Annotated in this window: 15 protein-coding genes and 3 pseudogenes; 4 read left to right on the top strand and 14 right to left on the bottom strand. The window is 58.1% G+C overall.

What is annotated here, in order from left to right:
• Positions 1-29 precede the first annotated feature (29 nt).
• The 10 genes and pseudogenes from QDT79_RS15795 to QDT79_RS15750 all read right to left on the bottom strand — a co-directional run bounded on the left by QDT79_RS15795 (position 30) and on the right by QDT79_RS15750 (position 10136).
• Positions 30-467, bottom strand: coding sequence for a type IV secretion protein Rhs (locus tag QDT79_RS15795; RefSeq protein ID WP_308316720.1), 438 nt, complete (start codon positions 465-467; stop codon positions 30-32).
• Positions 467-1633: pseudogene (locus QDT79_RS15790) on the bottom strand (RHS repeat-associated core domain-containing protein); the annotation flags it as partial. The gene QDT79_RS15795 and the pseudogene QDT79_RS15790, both read right to left, overlap by 1 nt.
• A gap of 364 nt (positions 1634-1997) precedes the next feature.
• On the bottom strand, positions 1998-2330 hold the full coding sequence (locus tag QDT79_RS15785) for a barstar family protein (protein ID WP_308316719.1): 333 nt from the start codon (positions 2328-2330) through the stop codon (positions 1998-2000).
• Positions 2327-2602 carry a ribonuclease domain-containing protein gene (locus QDT79_RS15780; RefSeq protein WP_228988407.1) on the bottom strand — a complete coding sequence of 92 codons (276 nt, stop codon included), beginning with the start codon at positions 2600-2602 and terminating at the stop codon, positions 2327-2329. The genes QDT79_RS15785 and QDT79_RS15780 overlap by 4 nt, the downstream gene beginning before the upstream one ends.
• Before the next feature lie 81 nt (positions 2603-2683).
• Positions 2684-3538: pseudogene (locus QDT79_RS15775) on the bottom strand (RHS repeat domain-containing protein); the annotation flags it as partial.
• A gap of 122 nt (positions 3539-3660) precedes the next feature.
• On the bottom strand, positions 3661-4035 hold the full coding sequence (locus QDT79_RS15770; protein WP_308316718.1) for a hypothetical protein: 375 nt from the start codon (positions 4033-4035) through the stop codon (positions 3661-3663).
• A 226-nt stretch (positions 4036-4261) separates the two neighbouring features.
• Positions 4262-4741, bottom strand: a pseudogene (locus QDT79_RS15765) (RHS repeat-associated core domain-containing protein); the annotation flags it as partial.
• Between the two features lie 44 nt (positions 4742-4785).
• Positions 4786-5397 carry a hypothetical protein gene (locus QDT79_RS15760; RefSeq protein WP_308316717.1) on the bottom strand — a complete coding sequence of 204 codons (612 nt, stop codon included), beginning with the start codon at positions 5395-5397 and terminating at the stop codon, positions 4786-4788.
• A gap of 10 nt (positions 5398-5407) precedes the next feature.
• Complete coding sequence (locus tag QDT79_RS15755; protein ID WP_308316716.1) at positions 5408-9673, bottom strand: RHS repeat-associated core domain-containing protein; 4266 nt, start codon at positions 9671-9673, stop codon at positions 5408-5410.
• A 31-nt stretch (positions 9674-9704) separates the two neighbouring features.
• On the bottom strand, positions 9705-10136 hold the full coding sequence (locus QDT79_RS15750; protein WP_308316715.1) for a DcrB-related protein: 432 nt from the start codon (positions 10134-10136) through the stop codon (positions 9705-9707).
• Positions 10137-10368: 232 nt separating this feature from the next.
• Between QDT79_RS15750 and QDT79_RS15745 the strand changes: the two genes are divergently transcribed.
• Together QDT79_RS15745 and QDT79_RS15740 are read left to right on the top strand one after the other, a co-directional pair.
• Entirely contained in the window at positions 10369-11370 is a 1002-nt protein-coding gene (locus QDT79_RS15745) for an alpha/beta fold hydrolase (protein WP_308316714.1), read from the top strand.
• A 69-nt stretch (positions 11371-11439) separates the two neighbouring features.
• Complete coding sequence (locus QDT79_RS15740) at positions 11440-12090, top strand: dihydrofolate reductase family protein (protein WP_149560078.1); 651 nt, start codon at positions 11440-11442, stop codon at positions 12088-12090.
• 43 nt (positions 12091-12133) lie between these two features.
• On the opposite strand, the gene QDT79_RS15735 is transcribed toward QDT79_RS15740, so the two are convergent.
• The gene (locus tag QDT79_RS15735) at positions 12134-13750 is read right to left on the bottom strand and encodes a serralysin family metalloprotease (RefSeq protein ID WP_308316713.1); all 1617 of its coding nucleotides are present in this window, start codon (positions 13748-13750) and stop codon (positions 12134-12136) included.
• A 411-nt stretch (positions 13751-14161) separates the two neighbouring features.
• Here QDT79_RS15735 and QDT79_RS15730 point away from each other — a divergent pair, with 411 nt between their 5' ends.
• Positions 14162-14515, top strand: a complete 354-nt coding sequence (locus QDT79_RS15730; protein WP_308316712.1) for a protease inhibitor Inh/omp19 family protein — start codon at positions 14162-14164, stop codon at positions 14513-14515.
• Positions 14516-14519: 4 nt separating this feature from the next.
• Here QDT79_RS15730 and QDT79_RS15725 read toward each other — a convergent pair whose 3' ends face one another.
• A complete protein-coding gene (locus QDT79_RS15725) occupies positions 14520-15041 on the bottom strand; it encodes a chromate transporter (RefSeq protein WP_033634482.1) in 522 nt (173 codons plus the stop codon).
• Complete coding sequence (locus tag QDT79_RS15720) at positions 15038-15604, bottom strand: chromate transporter (protein ID WP_033634481.1); 567 nt, start codon at positions 15602-15604, stop codon at positions 15038-15040. The genes QDT79_RS15725 and QDT79_RS15720 overlap by 4 nt, the downstream gene beginning before the upstream one ends.
• Before the next feature lie 103 nt (positions 15605-15707).
• Between QDT79_RS15720 and QDT79_RS15715 the strand changes: the two genes are divergently transcribed.
• Positions 15708-16622 carry a LysR family transcriptional regulator gene (locus tag QDT79_RS15715; protein WP_308316711.1) on the top strand — a complete coding sequence of 305 codons (915 nt, stop codon included), beginning with the start codon at positions 15708-15710 and terminating at the stop codon, positions 16620-16622.
• Here the strand turns inward: QDT79_RS15715 and licT are convergent.
• Positions 16607-17449: a BglG family transcription antiterminator LicT gene (gene licT / locus QDT79_RS15710; RefSeq protein WP_308316710.1), complete on the bottom strand. Its 843-nt coding sequence runs from the start codon at positions 17447-17449 to the stop codon at positions 16607-16609. The two genes, QDT79_RS15715 and licT, sit on opposite strands and share 16 nt — an antisense overlap.
• Positions 17450-17463: the final 14 nt, after the last annotated feature.

Below are 17463 nucleotides of genomic sequence, written 5' to 3'. Positions count from 1 at the left end.
AGTTCTTCGACGTCTATCCCAACAACACTTCACCTACCAGAAATACCAAAATCGGCATAACCTTCAGAACTAATTGCAAGGCACCACTTTTTATTTCTTTCAAAGAAATAATGATGCTGAGGTATATTTTTTAAGGCAAAATCAAGAAATTCATGAATTTTATCAGAGTTCATCTTAACTGAGAAATCCAGAGAGGAATCATTGATGTAGTAAATCTCATCGCTCATGGAAATTTCTCTATTTACTGCATTATCCTCTAAAAAAGAAGACACCTGAGATAACCATGACTGATAGTCTCCATGTAACTTAATAAACTTATGTTCCTTTGTTTTAGACCAGCTTATCTTAGAGCCAGTCCATTCGAAAGAATCTGATAACTCATCGGCAATCGATTCCCAATCATCTACGATATTAAAAAAAATAGATTTCTCACCTATTTTATTTCTAATTTCTTCATCAAGTGTCATTACATTCCTCTCCACGGTTTCGACGGGAAATCAAATAGTTCCTGAAGCTTAGTTACTGTAGATTCTTTTGCATCAAATAAGAAGTGCTCTCCCTTATCCTTCCCACTAAAGACATTGATATGAGCACCACTTCTCTCATCATATTCAATCCTAAACCCTGTTTTACCATCAAGGGTGGTCATTCCAACAGGTTGTCCTCTGGTTGCGCCAAATTTCCCTGTATTGACTTTTTCCGCTTTGAAACCACGTTCCTCAAGCCATTTGAGTGCTTTATTCCTAGCTTGTTCATAAGAATCTTTCGGCTCTTTTTCTGTTTTACAAGGCTTACTACTCAACCCCAGCGGATCCACCCACATCAGCGGGTTCGGCGCATACTGATACAGGTTCAACCCGCCGCGCAACCCTATCGGATCCTGCGTGGTGAAACGCCCCAGCTCGGGTTCGTAGTAGCGGAACAGGTTGTAGTGCAGGCCGCTTTCGTCGTCCTGATATTGCCCGGCGTAGCGCAGCGGCTGCTGGTATTGCGCACCCTGCCGCTGCGCCGCGCCGGCCACCGTCTGGCCCTGCAGCTTGCCGAAGGTGTCGTATTGCCCGGCCCAGCACAGGTTGCCCGCCGCGTCGGTCACTTCCAGCGGTGCGCTGTTCAGATCGGTGTGATACCAGTAAATATCCGCCGAGCGGCTGTCGCCCGCCTGCTCCAGCGCCGCCAGCGGGCTCCACGGGCTGGCCGGATCGTAGCTCCAGCTGCGGCGGCTGCCGTCGTCGCGCTGCTCCTGCAGCAACCGGTAGCCCTGCCACAGGAAACGGGTCGTCTGTTCGGTTTTGCCCTTGTAGCGCACCGCCTTGCGGCTGCGGCGGCCCAGTGCGTCGTAATGGTACTGTGCTTCGAACTCGCCCTGCGGGCCGCGGCCGTGCGCCTGCACCAGCCGATTGTCGGCGTCGTAGCGGTAGTGCTGTTCGTACAGGCCGTTGCGCCGGCTGATCAGGTTGCCCCAGGCGTCGTAACGGTAAAACAGTTTTTGCCAGTGCGTCAGCCGGTTATCGGCGATCGGCGCCAACGGCAGGTGCGCGTCGATGTCGCTCTGCGGGCTGCGCTCGCCCAGCAGGTTATCCGCCAGATCGTACACCAGTCGCGCGCCCGGTTTGCCCTGATTAGGTTCGCGGTGTTACAACAGATTGCATGCTCTACAATAAACACTTGGAATATTAATTTTCTATGATTCTTTATTTTTAAAGAGCTGAAGATTATCTATTCACATTTTAATTTTTCATATCAATTAGATGTTACCTGAAAGCAGACCATTATAAAAAAGTTACTCATTAGCTACCGACAGACAACACTTAGCCCTCCCTTACTTTATTTAATTCATTGCCCCCCATGAAAAACCGAGAAAATTGAGCATACGATTGCGACTAAACAGAGAATCGTAATGGTCTGACATGCCAATCCAACTCTAAAAAAATGCTCTATTTTAATCATTAAAAAAGCGCCACATTAATTCAAAGTCGAGCACCTTTTTAGTACATTTTTTATTTAACCAAAAGTAATAGAATCAATGCTTCGTCACCAAACGAGATAGCCCCCTTATTGACAGCCTCTACCGCCAATAAAAAATTATATCTAATGTCGTCAGACAATGAATGTATTCCATTGATTTTCATCAGCAAATACTCATCCTTATCTAAGTGTATACTAGTCATCCCATCATCAGGAAATCTAAGACTATTTAAACAGTCAACAAAAGCGTTGAAATTATTCCCATAAAAATCTGGAAAACCAAAAATCCTATTCATTTCATCATGAAATTCATCATCCGTATTTATTTCTGAAAAATCAACAACCACCTGTTTAAACTTCATCATTTCCACCCTGAAAGATCTATTTCTATAAAGGAATCATAATGATCATGACTGTAGTAAGCTTTCCCTGTCGCTTTATCAACAACAATACGTCTTGTACCTCGATTACCAACACCAGGGGTCTTAACTGTCCATTCTCTATATGGCCCACTACCTGTATCTAGTCGTTGGCTATTCGGTGATATACGATAACTATTTTCAAATTCAATACCATCCCTTGCATAAGCTGGTCTATTCAATTTGATATTGTCTACTGTTTTATGTAACTCCTTCATTTCTTTAGGGGTCATATCGTGTCCCCATTTATCCTTTATAGCAGCGTGAGCCTGCTTAGGATTTTTAGCAGAATGGCTACATGTCAACCCAAACGGATCCACCCACATCAGCGGGTTCGGCGCATACTGATACAGGTTCAACCCGCCGCGCAGCCCTATCGGATCCTGCGTGGTGAAACGCCCCACCTCGGGTTCGTAGTAGCGGAACAGGTTGTAGTGCAGGCCGCTTTCGTCGTCCTGATATTGCCCGGCGTAGCGCAGCGGCTGCTGATATTGCGCGCCCTGCCGCTTCGCCGCGCCGGCCACCGTCTGGCCCTGCAGCTTGCCGAAGGTGTCGTATTGCCCGGACCAGCACAGGTTGCCCGCGGCGTCGGTCACTTCCAGCGGCGCGCTGTTCAGATCGGTGTGATACCAGTAAATATCCGCCGAGCGGCTGTCGCCCGCCTGTTCCAGCGCCGCCAGCGGGCTCCACGGGCTGGCCGGATCGTAGCTCCAGCTGCGGCGGCTGCCGTCGTCGCGCTGCTCCTGCAGCAACCGGTAACCCTGCCACAGGAAACGGGTCGTCTGTTCGGTTTTGCCCTTGTAGCGCACCGCCTTGCGGCTGCGGCGGCCCAGTGCGTCGTAATGGTACTGCGCCTCGAACTCGCCCTGCGGGCCGCGGCCGTGCGCCTGCACCAGCCGGTTGTCGGCGTCGTAGCGGTAGTGCTGTTCGTACAGGCCGTTGCGCCGGCTGATCAGGTTGCCCCAGGCGTCGTAACGGTAAAACAGTTTTTGCCAGTGCGTCAGCCGGTTATCGGCGATCGGCGCCAACGGCAGGTGCGCGTCGATGTCGCTCTGCGGGCTGCGCTCGCCCAGCAGGTTATCCGCCAGATCGTACACCAGCCGCGCGCCCGGTTTGCCCTGATTGGGTTCACGGTGTTGCAGCAGGCGGCCTTTGATGCAACTAACAATCTAATGTTTTTACTCTTCCTTTTTTATTTTTAAAGAACCTAATATCTCCTTTTCAAGCCTCTACCTTACATCTCATATTCAATGTTGCTCAAATTTGTTGTAAAACTCTAACAATCTTTATCACCATTGACTATCTTATTAACTTCAGGTCGCCACACCTCCCACCATTTTTTCTCCAAATTCACAGAATAGTTTTCAATTGAATAATAGTCATCTTTATCATTGTGGGATGTGAAACACTGATCAACACCATTAACAACCCATGACAGCAAATTTAAAACATCTTCATCTCGATTGTTTTCCTTAACAAACAACTCTGACTTCTCTATTAAATCAATTAGTAACCGCTCATCAAAAAAAGCATCCTCAAATAGAGAGTAACAAAATGTACCTTCAATCAAATCATCTTTGTTTTTTAAAATATCATATTTTAAATTATCATCCACTTTAACACCCCGGACCTTTTCTTTTTGCAGCTTCAATTGACTTTTTCTCATTATAAGAACCATCCAAATTAAACACTCCTTTGGATTTATCCAACGATGAGAAGGTTTCATAGTGATCTTTATGGAGATTATCCAAATAGAAGTAATCACCTTTTTTAAAGGTCACATCCCCAACTTTAACTTTACTAGTTATCTTATAAATCTCAGCACCTTGGAACTTTTTCCCGGTTGTCGTAGCAGCATCACCTACGATCTGAAGGAAGCTCAGCCCAAATGGATCTATCCAAGTTAAAGGATTTGGCCCATAAGCATATAAATTCAGCCCGCCTTCCAGCCCTATCGGATCCTGCGTGGTGAAACGCCCCACCTCGGGTTCGTAGTAGCGGAACAGGTTGTAGTGCAGGCCGCTTTCGTCGTCCTGATATTGCCCGGCGTAGCGCAGCGGCTGCTGATACTGCGCGCCCTGCCGCTTCGCCGCGCCGGCCACCGTCTGGCCCTGCAGCTTGCCGAAGGTGTCGTATTGCCCGGACCAGCACAGGTTGCCCGCGGCGTCGGTCACTTCCAGCGGCGCGCTGTTCAGATCGGTGTGATACCAGTAAATATCTGCCGAGCGGCTGTCGCCCGCCTGCTCCAGCGCCGCCAGCGGGCTCCACGGGCTGGCCGGATCGTAGCTCCAGCTGCGGCGGCTGCCGTCGTCGCGCTGCTCCTGCAGCAACCGGTAGCCCTGCCACAGGAAGCATGTAAATAACTAAAGTCGCCCTGTCAATTAAGAATCAACTTAATATTCTAACGAGGATATATAACAACCTTTCCCTTATCGTTATTAAAATAAATTTCACTAATCTTACCATCATCATAAACACATGATAAAACAACATATAGTAAAGGAGAGTAATTACTTACCGTCAATATACTATCGATTTTCCCATCTTTATAAAAGTAATGATAACCAGATACATTACCATCATCATTTGCAAAAAAAGCTCTAGATGGCTGCCCTTGAGAATTTAAAAAAACTCTACTTATAGCTAAATAGTTGCCCTTTACATCCTGTCTTATTTCAAGAACCTCATCAACATCTCTAATGACATAAGATGTATCCGCTACAACTCCTTTTGAGTTATAGCTTTCAATTTTATTTATAAGGCCATCATTTGAAAAATAGCAATATGTATTACTTTTGTTTTTAGGCTCTTTACTCAACATTTCTCCGGTTTTAAAGCCGGTTAATTCATTGTAAAATGGAATAATACTAAAGGCGTTAGTTTTAGACCACGATATAACATTTGACTCCGCGTGGTCAATCGAAGCTATTTTTCTAGCTAATAGCTCTTCATTCGAAAAAAGAGACTGCACTTCATCTAAATTAGCCCTGATACCATCAGCTACTTCTTTCATTTTATCACCATTATAAAGTGGGGATTCTACCATTTGCAAGAGGAAATACCTTACCGCCCTCAAGCTCACTTTTTATTTGCTTAAGGGAAGATAAGAACTCTTTATCCGTCTGACTGTTAATAAGCTTATCATAAACATATTGCTTATATGCATTGCCATGTATCCCATTACCTTTGTGGGCAGTTGTCAAAGTACCTTCTATACGATCTGCCCTGGTATTAGGAAGCCAAACTCCATTTTTTGAATTATTAATATCAATATCGAGATCATCCATTCGTTTTCTTAATGCAACCATTCGGGCATCCGAAGAGTTGGACATTATAATATGGTGCGCATCATATTTTCCTCCACCCATAGGCTGTGGCCCCAGATTTCGGGCAAGCTTAGCTGCATCAGTCGAGCAACTCATCAACCCCAGCGGATCCACCCACATCAGCGGGTTCGGCGCATACTGATACAGGTTCAACCCGCCGCGCAACCCTATCGGATCCTGCGTGGTGAAACGCCCTACCTCGGGCTCGTAGTAGCGGAACAGGTTGTAGTGCAGGCCGCTTTCGTCGTCCTGATATTGCCCGGCGTAGCGCAGCGGCTGCTGATATTGCGCGCCCTGCCGCTTCGCCGCGCCGGCCACCGTCTGGCCCTGCAGCTTGCCGAAGGTGTCGTATTGCCCGGACCAGCACAGGTTGCCCGCCGCGTCGGTCACCTCCAGCGGTGCGCTGTTCAGATCGGTGTGATACCAGTAAATATCTGCCGAGCGGCTGTCGCCCGCCTGCTCCAGCGCCGCCAGCGGGCTCCACGGGCTGGCCGGATCGTAGCTCCAGCTGCGGCGGCTGCCGTCATCGCGCTGCTCCTGCAGCAACCGGTAGCCCTGCCACAGGAAACGGGTCGTCTGTTCGGTTTTGCCCTTGTAGCGCACCGCCTTGCGGCTGCGGCGGCCCAGCGCATCGTAATGGTACTGCGCCTCGAACTCGCCCTGCGGGCCGCGGCCGTGCGCCTGCACCAGCCGATTGTCGGCGTCGTAGCGGTAGTGCTGTTCGTACAGGCCGTTGCGCCGGCTGATCAGGTTGCCCCAGGCGTCGTAACGGTAAAACAGTTTTTGCCAGTGCGTCAGCCGGTTATCGGCGATCGGCGCCAGCGGCAGGTGCGCGTCGATGTCGCTCTGCGGGCTGCGCTCGCCCAGCAGGTTATCCGCCAGATCGTACACCAGCCGCGCGCCCGGTTTGCCCTGATTAGGTTCGCGGTGTTGCAGCAGGCGGCCTTCGGCGTCGTAACCGTAGTGCACTTCGCCGCGCAGCGCGTCGCTAACTCCGGCCAGCTCGCCGCGGCCGGTATAGCGATAAGCGCGCCACAGCACGCCGTCTTCCGGCCGGGTCAGTTTGTCGTGGCCGAAGGCGCTGCTCTGCCAGCTGCGGCGGCCCATGGCGTCGTAACGCCGCTGCTGCTGCAGCGCGCCCTGGCTGCGGCCGGTTTCCCGGTGCAGGCGATCGCGGGTGAATTCGCTCACCACCTGCTGGTTGAATTTAATGGCGCTGGCGTGGCCGGAGCCGTAATACAGCCACTGCAGGCGATCGCCCTGCGGCAGCGTCAGCGCCTGCAGGTTGGCCAACGCATCCCACTGGTATTGCAGCTCGCCATTCACGCCCTGCTCGCCGAGCAGCCGCCCGGCGGCGTCATAGCGCATCTGCACGCTGTCCGGCTCGATGCCCAGCGCCGCACCGCTCGCCGTCGGCAGGCGGTTCAGCTCGCGCAGCCGCCCCATGGCGTCGAAGCGGTAATGCCATTCAGCGCTGGCGTTGCTGCGCCAGACCAGCTGCCCGGCCTCGTCGAAGCGGAAGCGCTGTTCGCGCTGCGTCAGCTCACCCGCGCTGCCCGGCAGGCCGACCTCGCGGTGCTCCTCCAGCAGCCCGGCCGCGCCGTAGCGATAATAGTGGCGGGTGTCGTCCGGGCGCTCTTCGGCCAGCACGCGGCCCACCGCATCGTAGCTGAAGCGGTATTCGCCGCCGTTGCCGTTCTCCAGCCGCGTCAGCCAGCCCTGCGGGCTGTAGTGATAGCGCCGGGTGCGGTTAATGCGGTCGGTGATGCTGACCGGCAGCCCCAGGGCGTTGTACTGCCAGCGGGTCAGGCTGCCCAGCGCGTCCTGATGTTCGGCCAGCTGGCCGTGCGCATTCCAGTTAAAGCGCTCTTCGCCGCCGTCCGGGTGGATCAGGGTGTGCAGGCGCCCGCCGTTATCCCACCGGTAGCGCGTCTGGTGGCCTTCGGCATCGGTCTGCGCCGTCAGTTGCCCCAGCGCATCGTAGGTATAAGCCGTCACGCTGCCGGAACAGTCGGTGTAGCGCGTCAGCTGGCCGCGGGCGTCCCACTCCAGCTTCACTTCCCCGCCCAGCGCGTCGATCACGCCGGCCGGCAGGCTCTCTTCGTCATCCGGATAGCGGTACAGCGTGGCGTGGCCCAGGGCATCGACATAGCGCGTCGGGCGCCCCAGCGTGTCCCAGTGCTGCGCTTCGCTGCTGCCGTCCGGGTACGCGACGGCGAACAGTCGGCCGCTGTTGCGCGAATATTGATAGCGCGTCACGCGGCCGAGCGGATCGGTCTCCGACAGCAGGCGGCCGTAAGGATCCCATTCGCTCTGGCGCTGCGCGCCGCCGGGCAGCAGCACGCTGCACAGCTCGCCGCGTTGGTAGATAAAGCCGTAGCGGCGCTGGTCGAAATCGGTGTACTGCGCCACGTTGTCGTCGTCATCCAGCCGCCACTCCGCCCGCTTGCCGTCGCCGCGCACCGCGCTGCGGCGCCCGCCGGCGAAGTCATAGCCGAACTCCAGCGATTCTCCGGCACTGTTGCGGTAGGCCGTCACGCGCGGCACGCCGTCGATCTCTTGCCATTGGTATTCGTTCAGCAGCCCGGCGGCGTCCTGGTGGCTGATCATCAGGCCGTCGCGCCAGCCGAAGCGGCGCGTTACCTCACCGGCGCGGTTGCTCACCGTCGTCAGTTGGCCCTGCTCATCGTAGCCGTAGCGCGCCAGCGTCCGTTCGCCTTCGGCGGTTTGCAGCGCCACTTCGCGCAGGCGGCCCTGCGCATAGCGGCACATCAGGCGCTGCCCGGCGCTGTCCACCAGTTCGCTCAGCAACCCTTCGTCGTCGTAAAACAGCGAGGTGGCGTTGCCGATGGCGTCGGTGATCATGCTGAGCCGACTCGGCTGGTCGCCCGCCAGCGGCGGGTAGTGGAAAATCTGTTCGCCGACGTCAAACAGCTGCCAGCTGCCGTCGTCGTTGTGCATCAGCCAGCATTTTTCGGCTTCGCAGTAGGTTTTGTGGCCGCGCGGTACCTGCGGGAAAGCGACGAAGTCTCCGGAAGGCGCGCGCCACACCAGGCCGTCCTGATACGGCTGCAGGCTGCTCTCCCAGAACAGGTTCCAGCCGCGGCCCAGTACGCCGTCGCCGGGGTTGCCGCTGCGCCAATAGCGCTGCCAGGCGACCGGCAGGCGCGAAGGCAGCACGAAATCAAGATCGTCTTCGCCGTCGAGGAATTTCTGGCCGCTGACGATATCCACCGGCCGGGCGATAATGCCGACGGCGGCGGTGGCGGTCATCAGGGTGCCGGCGCGGCAGGCGATGCGCGCCAGCTTGTTGATGCCGGGCAGCTTGCCCAGCAGTTTGCCCAGCGCCCCCAGCTTGCCGGCGGCGCCGCCCACGCCGCCCACCAGGCCGGCGAACAGCAGCGTCAGGTCAGAGACCTTGTACAGCCAATCCGGCACTTCAGGCTTGATCGGCAAGGTGGTGACGGTGCCGCCGCCGATAAACACGTTGGGCGAGCCTTCCATCACCTGCGCGTCGCAGTTGGTTTTGTCCCCCACGCGTGAGGCGGGTTGGCCGTTGATGCTGACCTTGTCGGAGCCCTGCGCCATCTGCATGCTCGGGCCGTCGTCGCTGCAGGCCACCTGGCTATTGGTGGCGAGCGCGGCGGGTTTGCCGTTGATGAAGACGTTGGGGGAGCCGGTGACGATATTGCCTTTGGGGGTCAGGCTACCGGCACCGGCGTCGGCAATGCCGTCGCGCGCCGCGGTGGCCGCCTCCCCGGTGAGATACCCCACCGCCAGGCTGGCGCCGATCAGCAGCACGCCAACGCCGATACAGGAAGCTGCCAGGCCGGCGACGAACAGCGCACCCGCCGCCACCGCGCCTGCGGCGGCGATCAGGCCGCCGACAAGGGTGCCGGCAATCATGCCGGCCAGGGCATGGGAGTGCCCGATGGTATCGCCGACGCGGGCCGCTTCGGTCATCGTAAGGTCCTTTTACGTGAAGAGTTCATCGTTATGCCGCCCGGTAGCTGTTCAGCACCTGCTGCAGCAGGGCGTCGTCTTGCGGCGTCAGCTTGCGCGCCATCGCCAGGGTGAACACCAGCACCCGGCCTTCCGCCAGCGCGAACACCGCCTGGTTTTGCCAGATGCGCTTGCCGTCGCGCAGGTAGCTGGCGCGCACCCATTCACCGGCGGTTAATCCATCGCCCAGCGTCGCCGGCTCGCGGCTTTTGAACGCCCAGCCTTTCAGCCCCTGCGCCAGCGCATCGAGCTGGCGGGTGACGTAGCCTTCCAGGTTCTCCGCCGGCTGCAGCGCATCGCGGGAAATATTGATTGAGGGGGAAACATCATCGCCGGCCAACAGCACGTTGACGGTGCGATCGGCATAGCCTTCCGGCAAAGCGACGCTGCCTTCGCTGAAAGCGCAGCGGGATAAAGCGGACATGCGAGGATCCTTTTGCATAAATAATGCTTAAGCATCGCATAACTTAGCCTTGAAATAAAACCATCAGGCACCGCCAATGTTGCGCGGCGTGACCGCGTTCACTGTGTACAAGGCCGTGGCCGGAACCTTGCCCGAGATCGGGCCGTAACATTACAGAATTATCTGAAACCATCGGCGCGCCGACGCCCTGATTATGGCTATACTCGGCTATCGCCCTTTTCAGGAGATCAGGATGCTGAGATTCACCCGTAGCGCGCTGCTGTGCGCCACGCTGGCCGCGTTCACCGCCGCCGCCGAAACGCCGAAGTTCGGCCCGGAGCTGCAGGGTTTTCACTACCCTTACCCGTTACAGCAGTTCAGCTTCACCTCGCAGGGGCAGCCGTTAAAAATGGCCTATATGGACGTGCCGCCGGAAGGCACCGCCAATGGCCGCACCGCGCTGTTGCTGCACGGTAAAAACTTCTGCGCCGCCACCTGGCAGGACACCATCAAGGCACTGAGCAAGGCCGGCTACCGCGTCATCGCACCGGATCAAATCGGCTTTTGCTCCTCCACCAAACCGGCGCATTACCAGTACAGCTTCCAGCAGCTGGCGCAAAACACCCACGGCCTGTTGCAGAACCTGAAAATCAGCCGGACCATCGTCATCGGGCACTCCACCGGCGGCATGCTGGCCACGCGCTACAGCCTGATGTATCCGCAGGCAGTGGAGCAACTGGTCATGGTCAACCCGATCGGCCTCGAGGACTGGAAGGCCAAAGGCGTGCCGTGGCGCAGCGTCGATCAATGGTTCAAGTGCGAGCTGAACACCACCGCCGAGGGCATCCGCAACTATGAGCAGCGCACCTACTACGGCGGCCGCTGGAAGCCGGAGTACGATCGCTGGGTGGATATGCTGGCCGGGCTGAACAACGGGCCGGGCCATCGCCTGGTGGCGTGGAACTCGGCGCTGATCTACGACATGATCTTCACCCAGCCGGTGTATTACGAGTTCAAGGATCTGCAAACCCCCACCACGCTGATGATCGGCACCGCCGACACCACCGCCATCGGCAGCGATATCGCCCCGCCGGCGGTCAAGGCCAAAATCGGGCATTACGCGGAGCTGGGCAAACAGGCGGCGAAGCTGATCCCGCACGCCACGCTGATCGAGTTCGCCGGGCTGGGCCATGCGCCGCAAATGGAGGAGCCGGCGCGTTTCCATCAGGCACTGCTCAAGGCGCTGCAGCCCTGAGCGGCCGGTTGGCGCAGCCGCCGCGCGGCGGCTAAACTTTCAGCTGGCACTCAACGGCAGGAGACAGCCATGCGACAGATTATTGCCAGCGCCTTCGTCAGCCTCGACGGCGTGATGCAGGCGCCGGGCGGGCAGGACGAAGACCGCAGCGGCGGCTTTCGCTTCGGCGGCTGGACCGCGCCTTACTGGGATGACGCCATTGCGGAAACGATGGGCGATCTTTTCTCGACGCCGTTCGATCTGCTGCTGGGGCGGCGCACCTACGACATTTTCGCCGGCTACTGGCCGCAGATCACCGACGAGGCCGATCCGTTTTCCGCCGACATCGCCCGCGTGTTCAATCAGGCCACCAAGTACGTCGCCACCCACCACGGCGAGACGCTGGCGTGGGAAAACAGCCAGTGGCTGGGGCGGGACATCCTCGCCCGGCTGCGCGAGCTGAAGCGCACCCAAGGGCCGGTGCTGCTGGTGCAGGGCAGCAGCACGCTGATGCAACAGCTGCTGGCCAACGATCTGGTGGACGAACTGCGCCTGCTCACCTACCCGGTGGTGCTTGGCGGCGGCAAGCGGCTGTTCGATGACAACGCGGCGCCGGCGGCCTTCACGCTGGCCCACTCGGTGGTCTCGCCCGGCGGCGTGATCGTGGCCCACTACCGCCGCGCCGGCGCGGTGACGACCGGCTCCTTCGTGGCGGAAAGCGCGGCGGCGGCCCAGCCGTAAAAAAAGGGCCGTTCGGCCCTTTTCTCTTTCCCCTTCATTGCCCTCAGGCAAACAAGATATCGCTCTGCTCCACCTGCCCGACCACGTGGATCTTGAAGTCGGCGGCATAGCTGTTGCTCTGGGTGTTCATCAGCAGATCGGTGGTGCCGTTGAAGGCGTCGAAGTTGAGCTGGATCTCGCCCTTCTGGCCGCTGAAGGCGCTGCCGCTGTCGATAAAGCGCAGCTCGCTCAGGCTGTTGTTGAAACGCAGGCCGGAGAGATCGATCTTGTCGATGCCGTGCTCGAAGTCTTCAATCACGTCGAACGCCGCCACCGTGGACTCTTTGGCATTGAGATAGACGAAATAGTCGGTGAAGTTGTTGGCATCTTTGCCGCCCCACAGATGATCCGCCCCCAGGCCGCCGTACAGGATGTCGGAACCGGCGTTGCCCGCCAGCAGGTTGTCCTGATCGTTGCCGATGATCACATCACGCCCGCTGCCGCCGATGGCGTTCTCGATGATCGCCCCGCGCGCGATGGCGACGTTCTGCGTGCCGCCGCCGACGCTGGAGAACGCCCCGTCGTTCAGGTTGATCATCTGCTGCTGGCTGTAGCCGGAGAAATCCAGCGTGTCGTTGCCGCCGGCGTCCCACACCGCGAAGTTGACCGGTTTGCCGTTGTCCGCCGTGGCGGTCAGGAAATCGCGCCCGGTGTTGGAGTTGAAGCCGTACACCGTGTCGCCGGTGCGGGTGCTCATATTGGCGCCGTACAATTTTTGGATCGCGGCGATGTCATCCACCATCGGGCCATAACCATACATCCCTTTGGTGTCGGCGCCGGTATAACCGGCGTTGAAATAGCTCATGATCGAGTATTGCAACGAATCCTGATAGTAAGCGGCATCGTTCTGATAGCTCGGGTTGCCCAACGACGCGTCATAAGATCCCGGGTGCGCCAGCCCCAGGGCATGCCCCAGCTCGTGGGTGAAGGTCTGGCTGCTGAAGTCGCCGCTAACCGGCGCCTGATGGGTGGCGAAGTTTTTGTTGAACCACACCGTGCCGGCAAAGGCGTTATCGCTACCCGGTTTGGAACTCGGCGGGTAATAGGCGTACGCGTTGATGGCATTCGGGCCGCTGCCCTCAGCGGCGCTGCCGTCGGCGCGCTGGGTGAAATACGCGAAGGTGATGTCCGCGCGGTGGTTGATATCGGTGGATGCCGTTTCGGTAAAGGTCACGTTCGCCACGTCGGCCCACGCCTGCATCGATTTCAGCGCCTGTGCCTGCGCCGCCTGAGTCAGCGGTTGCAGCCCTTTGTCACCGTCACCGGTCTGGCCGATGCGGTTCAGTGCGCTCTGCGTCAGGAAGGAATAGGTCAGCGCCACCGGCTGGTGATACACCTGATCGCCGTTGTGCGTCAGGCCCGGCCGCGTCAGCTGATCGGCGGCGCGATCGAAGCTGAAGTTATCGCGGATTTTACCCAGGTTGTTGATGGCTGCTCCGCCGCGCTGGTTGCTGTACAGGTTGGCGTTGTCCAGCGTAAACAGCGCGCCGTAGCCCAATCCGTCATAGCGGCTGCCGGGCTGGTGATAGTAAAACTGATAGTTATGATAGTTGGGGGATGTGGCGGACAGGCTGGTGAACTCATCATCATCTTGCAAAATGTCGTTGTGGCGACTGCTCATTGCATTCTCCTTTTACACAGTAGGAACCCACTCGCTTTGTAAGACTATTCATCAGTCGTTCTAATCTAAGCCAAGGCTTAGGAATGACCAGTATAGTGACTCACCCCGGCGACGCGAGCCGGCGGCGCCGCGCATCATCACGCCGGGCGTTAAGACGGAAATAATCATAACGAGTTGTATTAGCGGAGTATTAATGAGAAAGATAAGCGTATCGGCGGGCTAATGACTCGTCTTTTTGGACATGTTATCGCCGGTTAGATCAGAATAATCGAGGATTAAAAAACCTAATCCTTGCCTCATCATCCCGCAGGGAACATGCTAAGGTGTGAATGGACAGCCGAAAGGAGTGACCCGATGCCAACCCATTTCCTTATGCGCGCCTTGCGCCGCGCCAGCCTGACAGGAGTCGTTATGAGCGTATTGTGCAGCAGTGCCCTGGGCAGTTCACTGCCGTTGCTGGAACCCGCCGCGCTGAAGGGCGAGTGGCAGCTCGCCGCCATCGGCGACGGTAAAGCCGTCTGCGAGGTGCAGCTGAGCGACGAAGCGGTAGCCAACACCAACGCCTTCCGCTTCAGCGCCTCCGCCCAGTGCCTGCAGCCGCTGGCGCTGCAAACGTTGCCGGTCGCCTGGCGGCCGACGCCGGACGGCATGACGCTGACCGACGCCGAAGGCAGCATGGTGGCGTTTCTGGCCCTGACCGCGCCAAAGCGCTATGAGCTGATCGATCGCAACGGCCCTTCACGCTTTATGCTGATCCCGCGCTAATCCCTCAGGCGAACAGCAAGCCGAGCAGCGCGCCGCCCGCCAGCACCCACAGCGGATGGAGGCGCTTGCTCATGCTCAATCCCGTCGCCAGCGCCACGATCGCCGCCAGCCGCCAGCTGGGCGCGGAAGCCTCGGCGATCAAGATGCCGCTGGCCGCCACCAGCCCCACGGTCAGCGGCACCAGCCCGGCCTGCACGATGCGGCGCCACGGGCGATCCTTAAAGCGCCGCCAGGCGCCCATCACCAGCAGCGTGACGATGGAAGACGGCCCGAACTTGGCGACCGAAGACACCAACAGCCCCGCCCAGCCGGCCACGTGCCAACCGACCAGCGGCACGATCATCATGTTCGGCCCCGGCGCGGCCTGCGCCATGGCGAACAGCGCGCTGAACTCCTGGGCGCTCATCCATTGATGCACCTCCACCACCTGCCGCTGCATTTCCGGCAAAATGGTCATCCCGCCGCCAAACGCCAGCAAAGAGAGCTCGGTGAAGATCAGCGCCAGCGCTATCAAAACCCCGCTCATGACGGCCACCGCCACATCAGCAGAATGCTCAGCGGCGCCAGTACCAACATGGTCGGCAACAGCGGCAGGCGCAGCCAGGCGATGGCGATCAAGGCCAGCGCGACGATCGCCAACGCCGGCCATTTACCGCGCAGCGGCAGCAGCATCTTGATCCCGGTCGACAGCAGCAGCCCGGCGGCGGCGGCGGCCAGCCCGGCGAACACATGCTGCACATGCGGATCGTTTTGGAAGCGGGCGTAGACCACGCCCAGTCCCACCACGATCGCCGTCGGCGCGCTGATGAGGCCCAGCAAGGCGCACAGCGCGCCGCGCAGCCCGCGAAACTCCATCCCCACCGCCACCGACAGGTTGATCACATTGCCGCCGGGCAGGAACTGGCACAGCCCGAGCAGCTCGGTAAACTGTTCGCCGCTCAGCCAGCGCCGGCGCTCCACCAACATACTGCGCGCCAGCGGCAGCACGCCGCCGAAGCCGATCAGCCCCAGCCACAGAAAGCCCACAAACAGCTCTGCGTTGCCCGGCGCTGCCGCCGGGTGCGGTTTTAACGTATTGATATCTGACATGACATTGCCATTCCATATCGCTTTTTTTGATGTCTGGTATCATGCGCGCCGCCGTGCCATGATGTCTAATGCATTCCGGAACAACTAAAGATACCTTTGAGGTATGGCTATGATCGAACTGCGTCGCCTGCGGGCATTCGTCACCGTGGTGGAAGAAGGCAACATCACCCGCGCCGCCGAGCGGCTGTTTATCCAGCAGCCGCCGCTCACCCGCCTGCTGCAGGGGCTGGAAGATGAACTGGGCGTCACCTTGTTGCAGCGCCTGCCGCGCGGCGTGCGCGTTACCGAAGCAGGCGGCGTGCTGTTCGAAGAAGCCCGCGCCCTGCTGGCGCGCGCCGAACGCCTGCGCGAAGCGGTGCAGCGCGCCGCTCGCGGCGAACAGGGGCACATCGCCATCGGCTTCACCAGCTCCGCCGCGCTGCACCCGTTCGTGCCCAACCTGCTCCGCCGCTACCGCGACATCTTGCCGGGCATCACCACCCAGCTGGAAGAAGCCGGCAGCGGCGAACTGATGGAGGCGTTGCTGGAACAGCGCCTCGACGCCGCCTTCGTGCGCTCGCCGGCCAGCGGCATTCCCGGCCTGAGCGTGGAGCCGGTGCTCAGCGAACCGATGATCGTCGCCCTGCCGCTGGGCCACCGGCTGGCACAAGAAACGCAGCAGCCGCTGCCGCTGGCCGAACTGGCCCACGAGGCGTTTATTCTCTATCGCCGCCCAGCCGGCCAGGGGCTGTACGACGCCATCCTGGCCGCCTGCCACCGCGCCGGCTTCAGCCCGCGCATCGTGCAGGAAGCGCCGCGCCTGCCGGCCACCCTCAGCCTGGTCGGCGCCGGGCTGGGGCTGTCAGTGGTGCCCGGCTCGATGCGGCGGCTGGCCGGCGACGGCATCGTCTACCGCACCCTCGCCGAAGAAGCGCAGCTCAGCGCCCCGCTTTACCTGGCGCTGCGCCGCAGCCCGGCTTCGCCGATCGTTGAGCGCTTTCGCGAACTGGTCGCCGAAGCGGTTCAGGTCTCCGGCTGATCGGTGATGCGCGTCAGGTGGATCATCAAATACAGCAGCTCATCGTTCGACATCTCCATTTGCAGCAGATTCTTCACGTAATCGCGGATCAGTAGCGCGCCGCGATAGGCGTGCGGGTACTCGGCGGTCATCTGGGCAAACAGAAAATCGGCCTTCGAGGCCATCTGCTTGCCGTCAATCATGCGCTGGATAAAGAACTGCATATGCACCAAAAAGCGCGCATAGTTCAGCGAATCGGTGTCGATATTGATGCGAAAGTGATACTTGATGATATTGAAAACATCTTTCAGCATCTTCACCGCCAGCAACGTGTGCTCCATGTTTTGCACTTCGGTCTGGCCATTGACCAGATGAAAGGCGATATTGCCCGCTTCCTCTTCGGGCAGATGGATATTCAGCCGCTGGTTAATGTATGCCAAGGCCTGCAGCCCCACCGCAAACTCTCGCGGGTAGAAGCGCTTCACCTCGAACAGCAGGCGGTTTTGGATGGCAATGCCCTTGTGATGACGCTCAATAGCGAAACTGATGTGATCAGCCAGCGTAAAGAAAATTTGTTCATTAATGTTGCCGTTCAGTTGGCGGTTGGCCTCACTGAGGATCATCTGCACAATTTCGATGTGTTCCGTCGGAGCAGTTTCAATCAGCCGCAGGTAATCGCGCCCCTTTTGCCCCTCCTGCACCACATACACTTTCTCAATGGCGGCCGGGTTGATCTCGTCTCCGGTTTTGCTGTTAAAACCAATTCCCTTACCCATAGCGATAACCTCACGGTTATCGTCGTCCGCGGTTAACACCAGACTGTTGTTGAGAACCTTAATGACTTTCATCGTCTCGGCCGTCA

Origin of the sequence: Serratia marcescens, from assembly GCF_029846115.1 — a bacterium.
GTDB lineage: Bacteria > Pseudomonadota > Gammaproteobacteria > Enterobacterales > Enterobacteriaceae > Serratia > Serratia marcescens_L.
The sequence above is the reverse complement of the archived record's forward strand: the minus strand, read 5'-3'. Positions and strand labels throughout refer to the sequence as shown.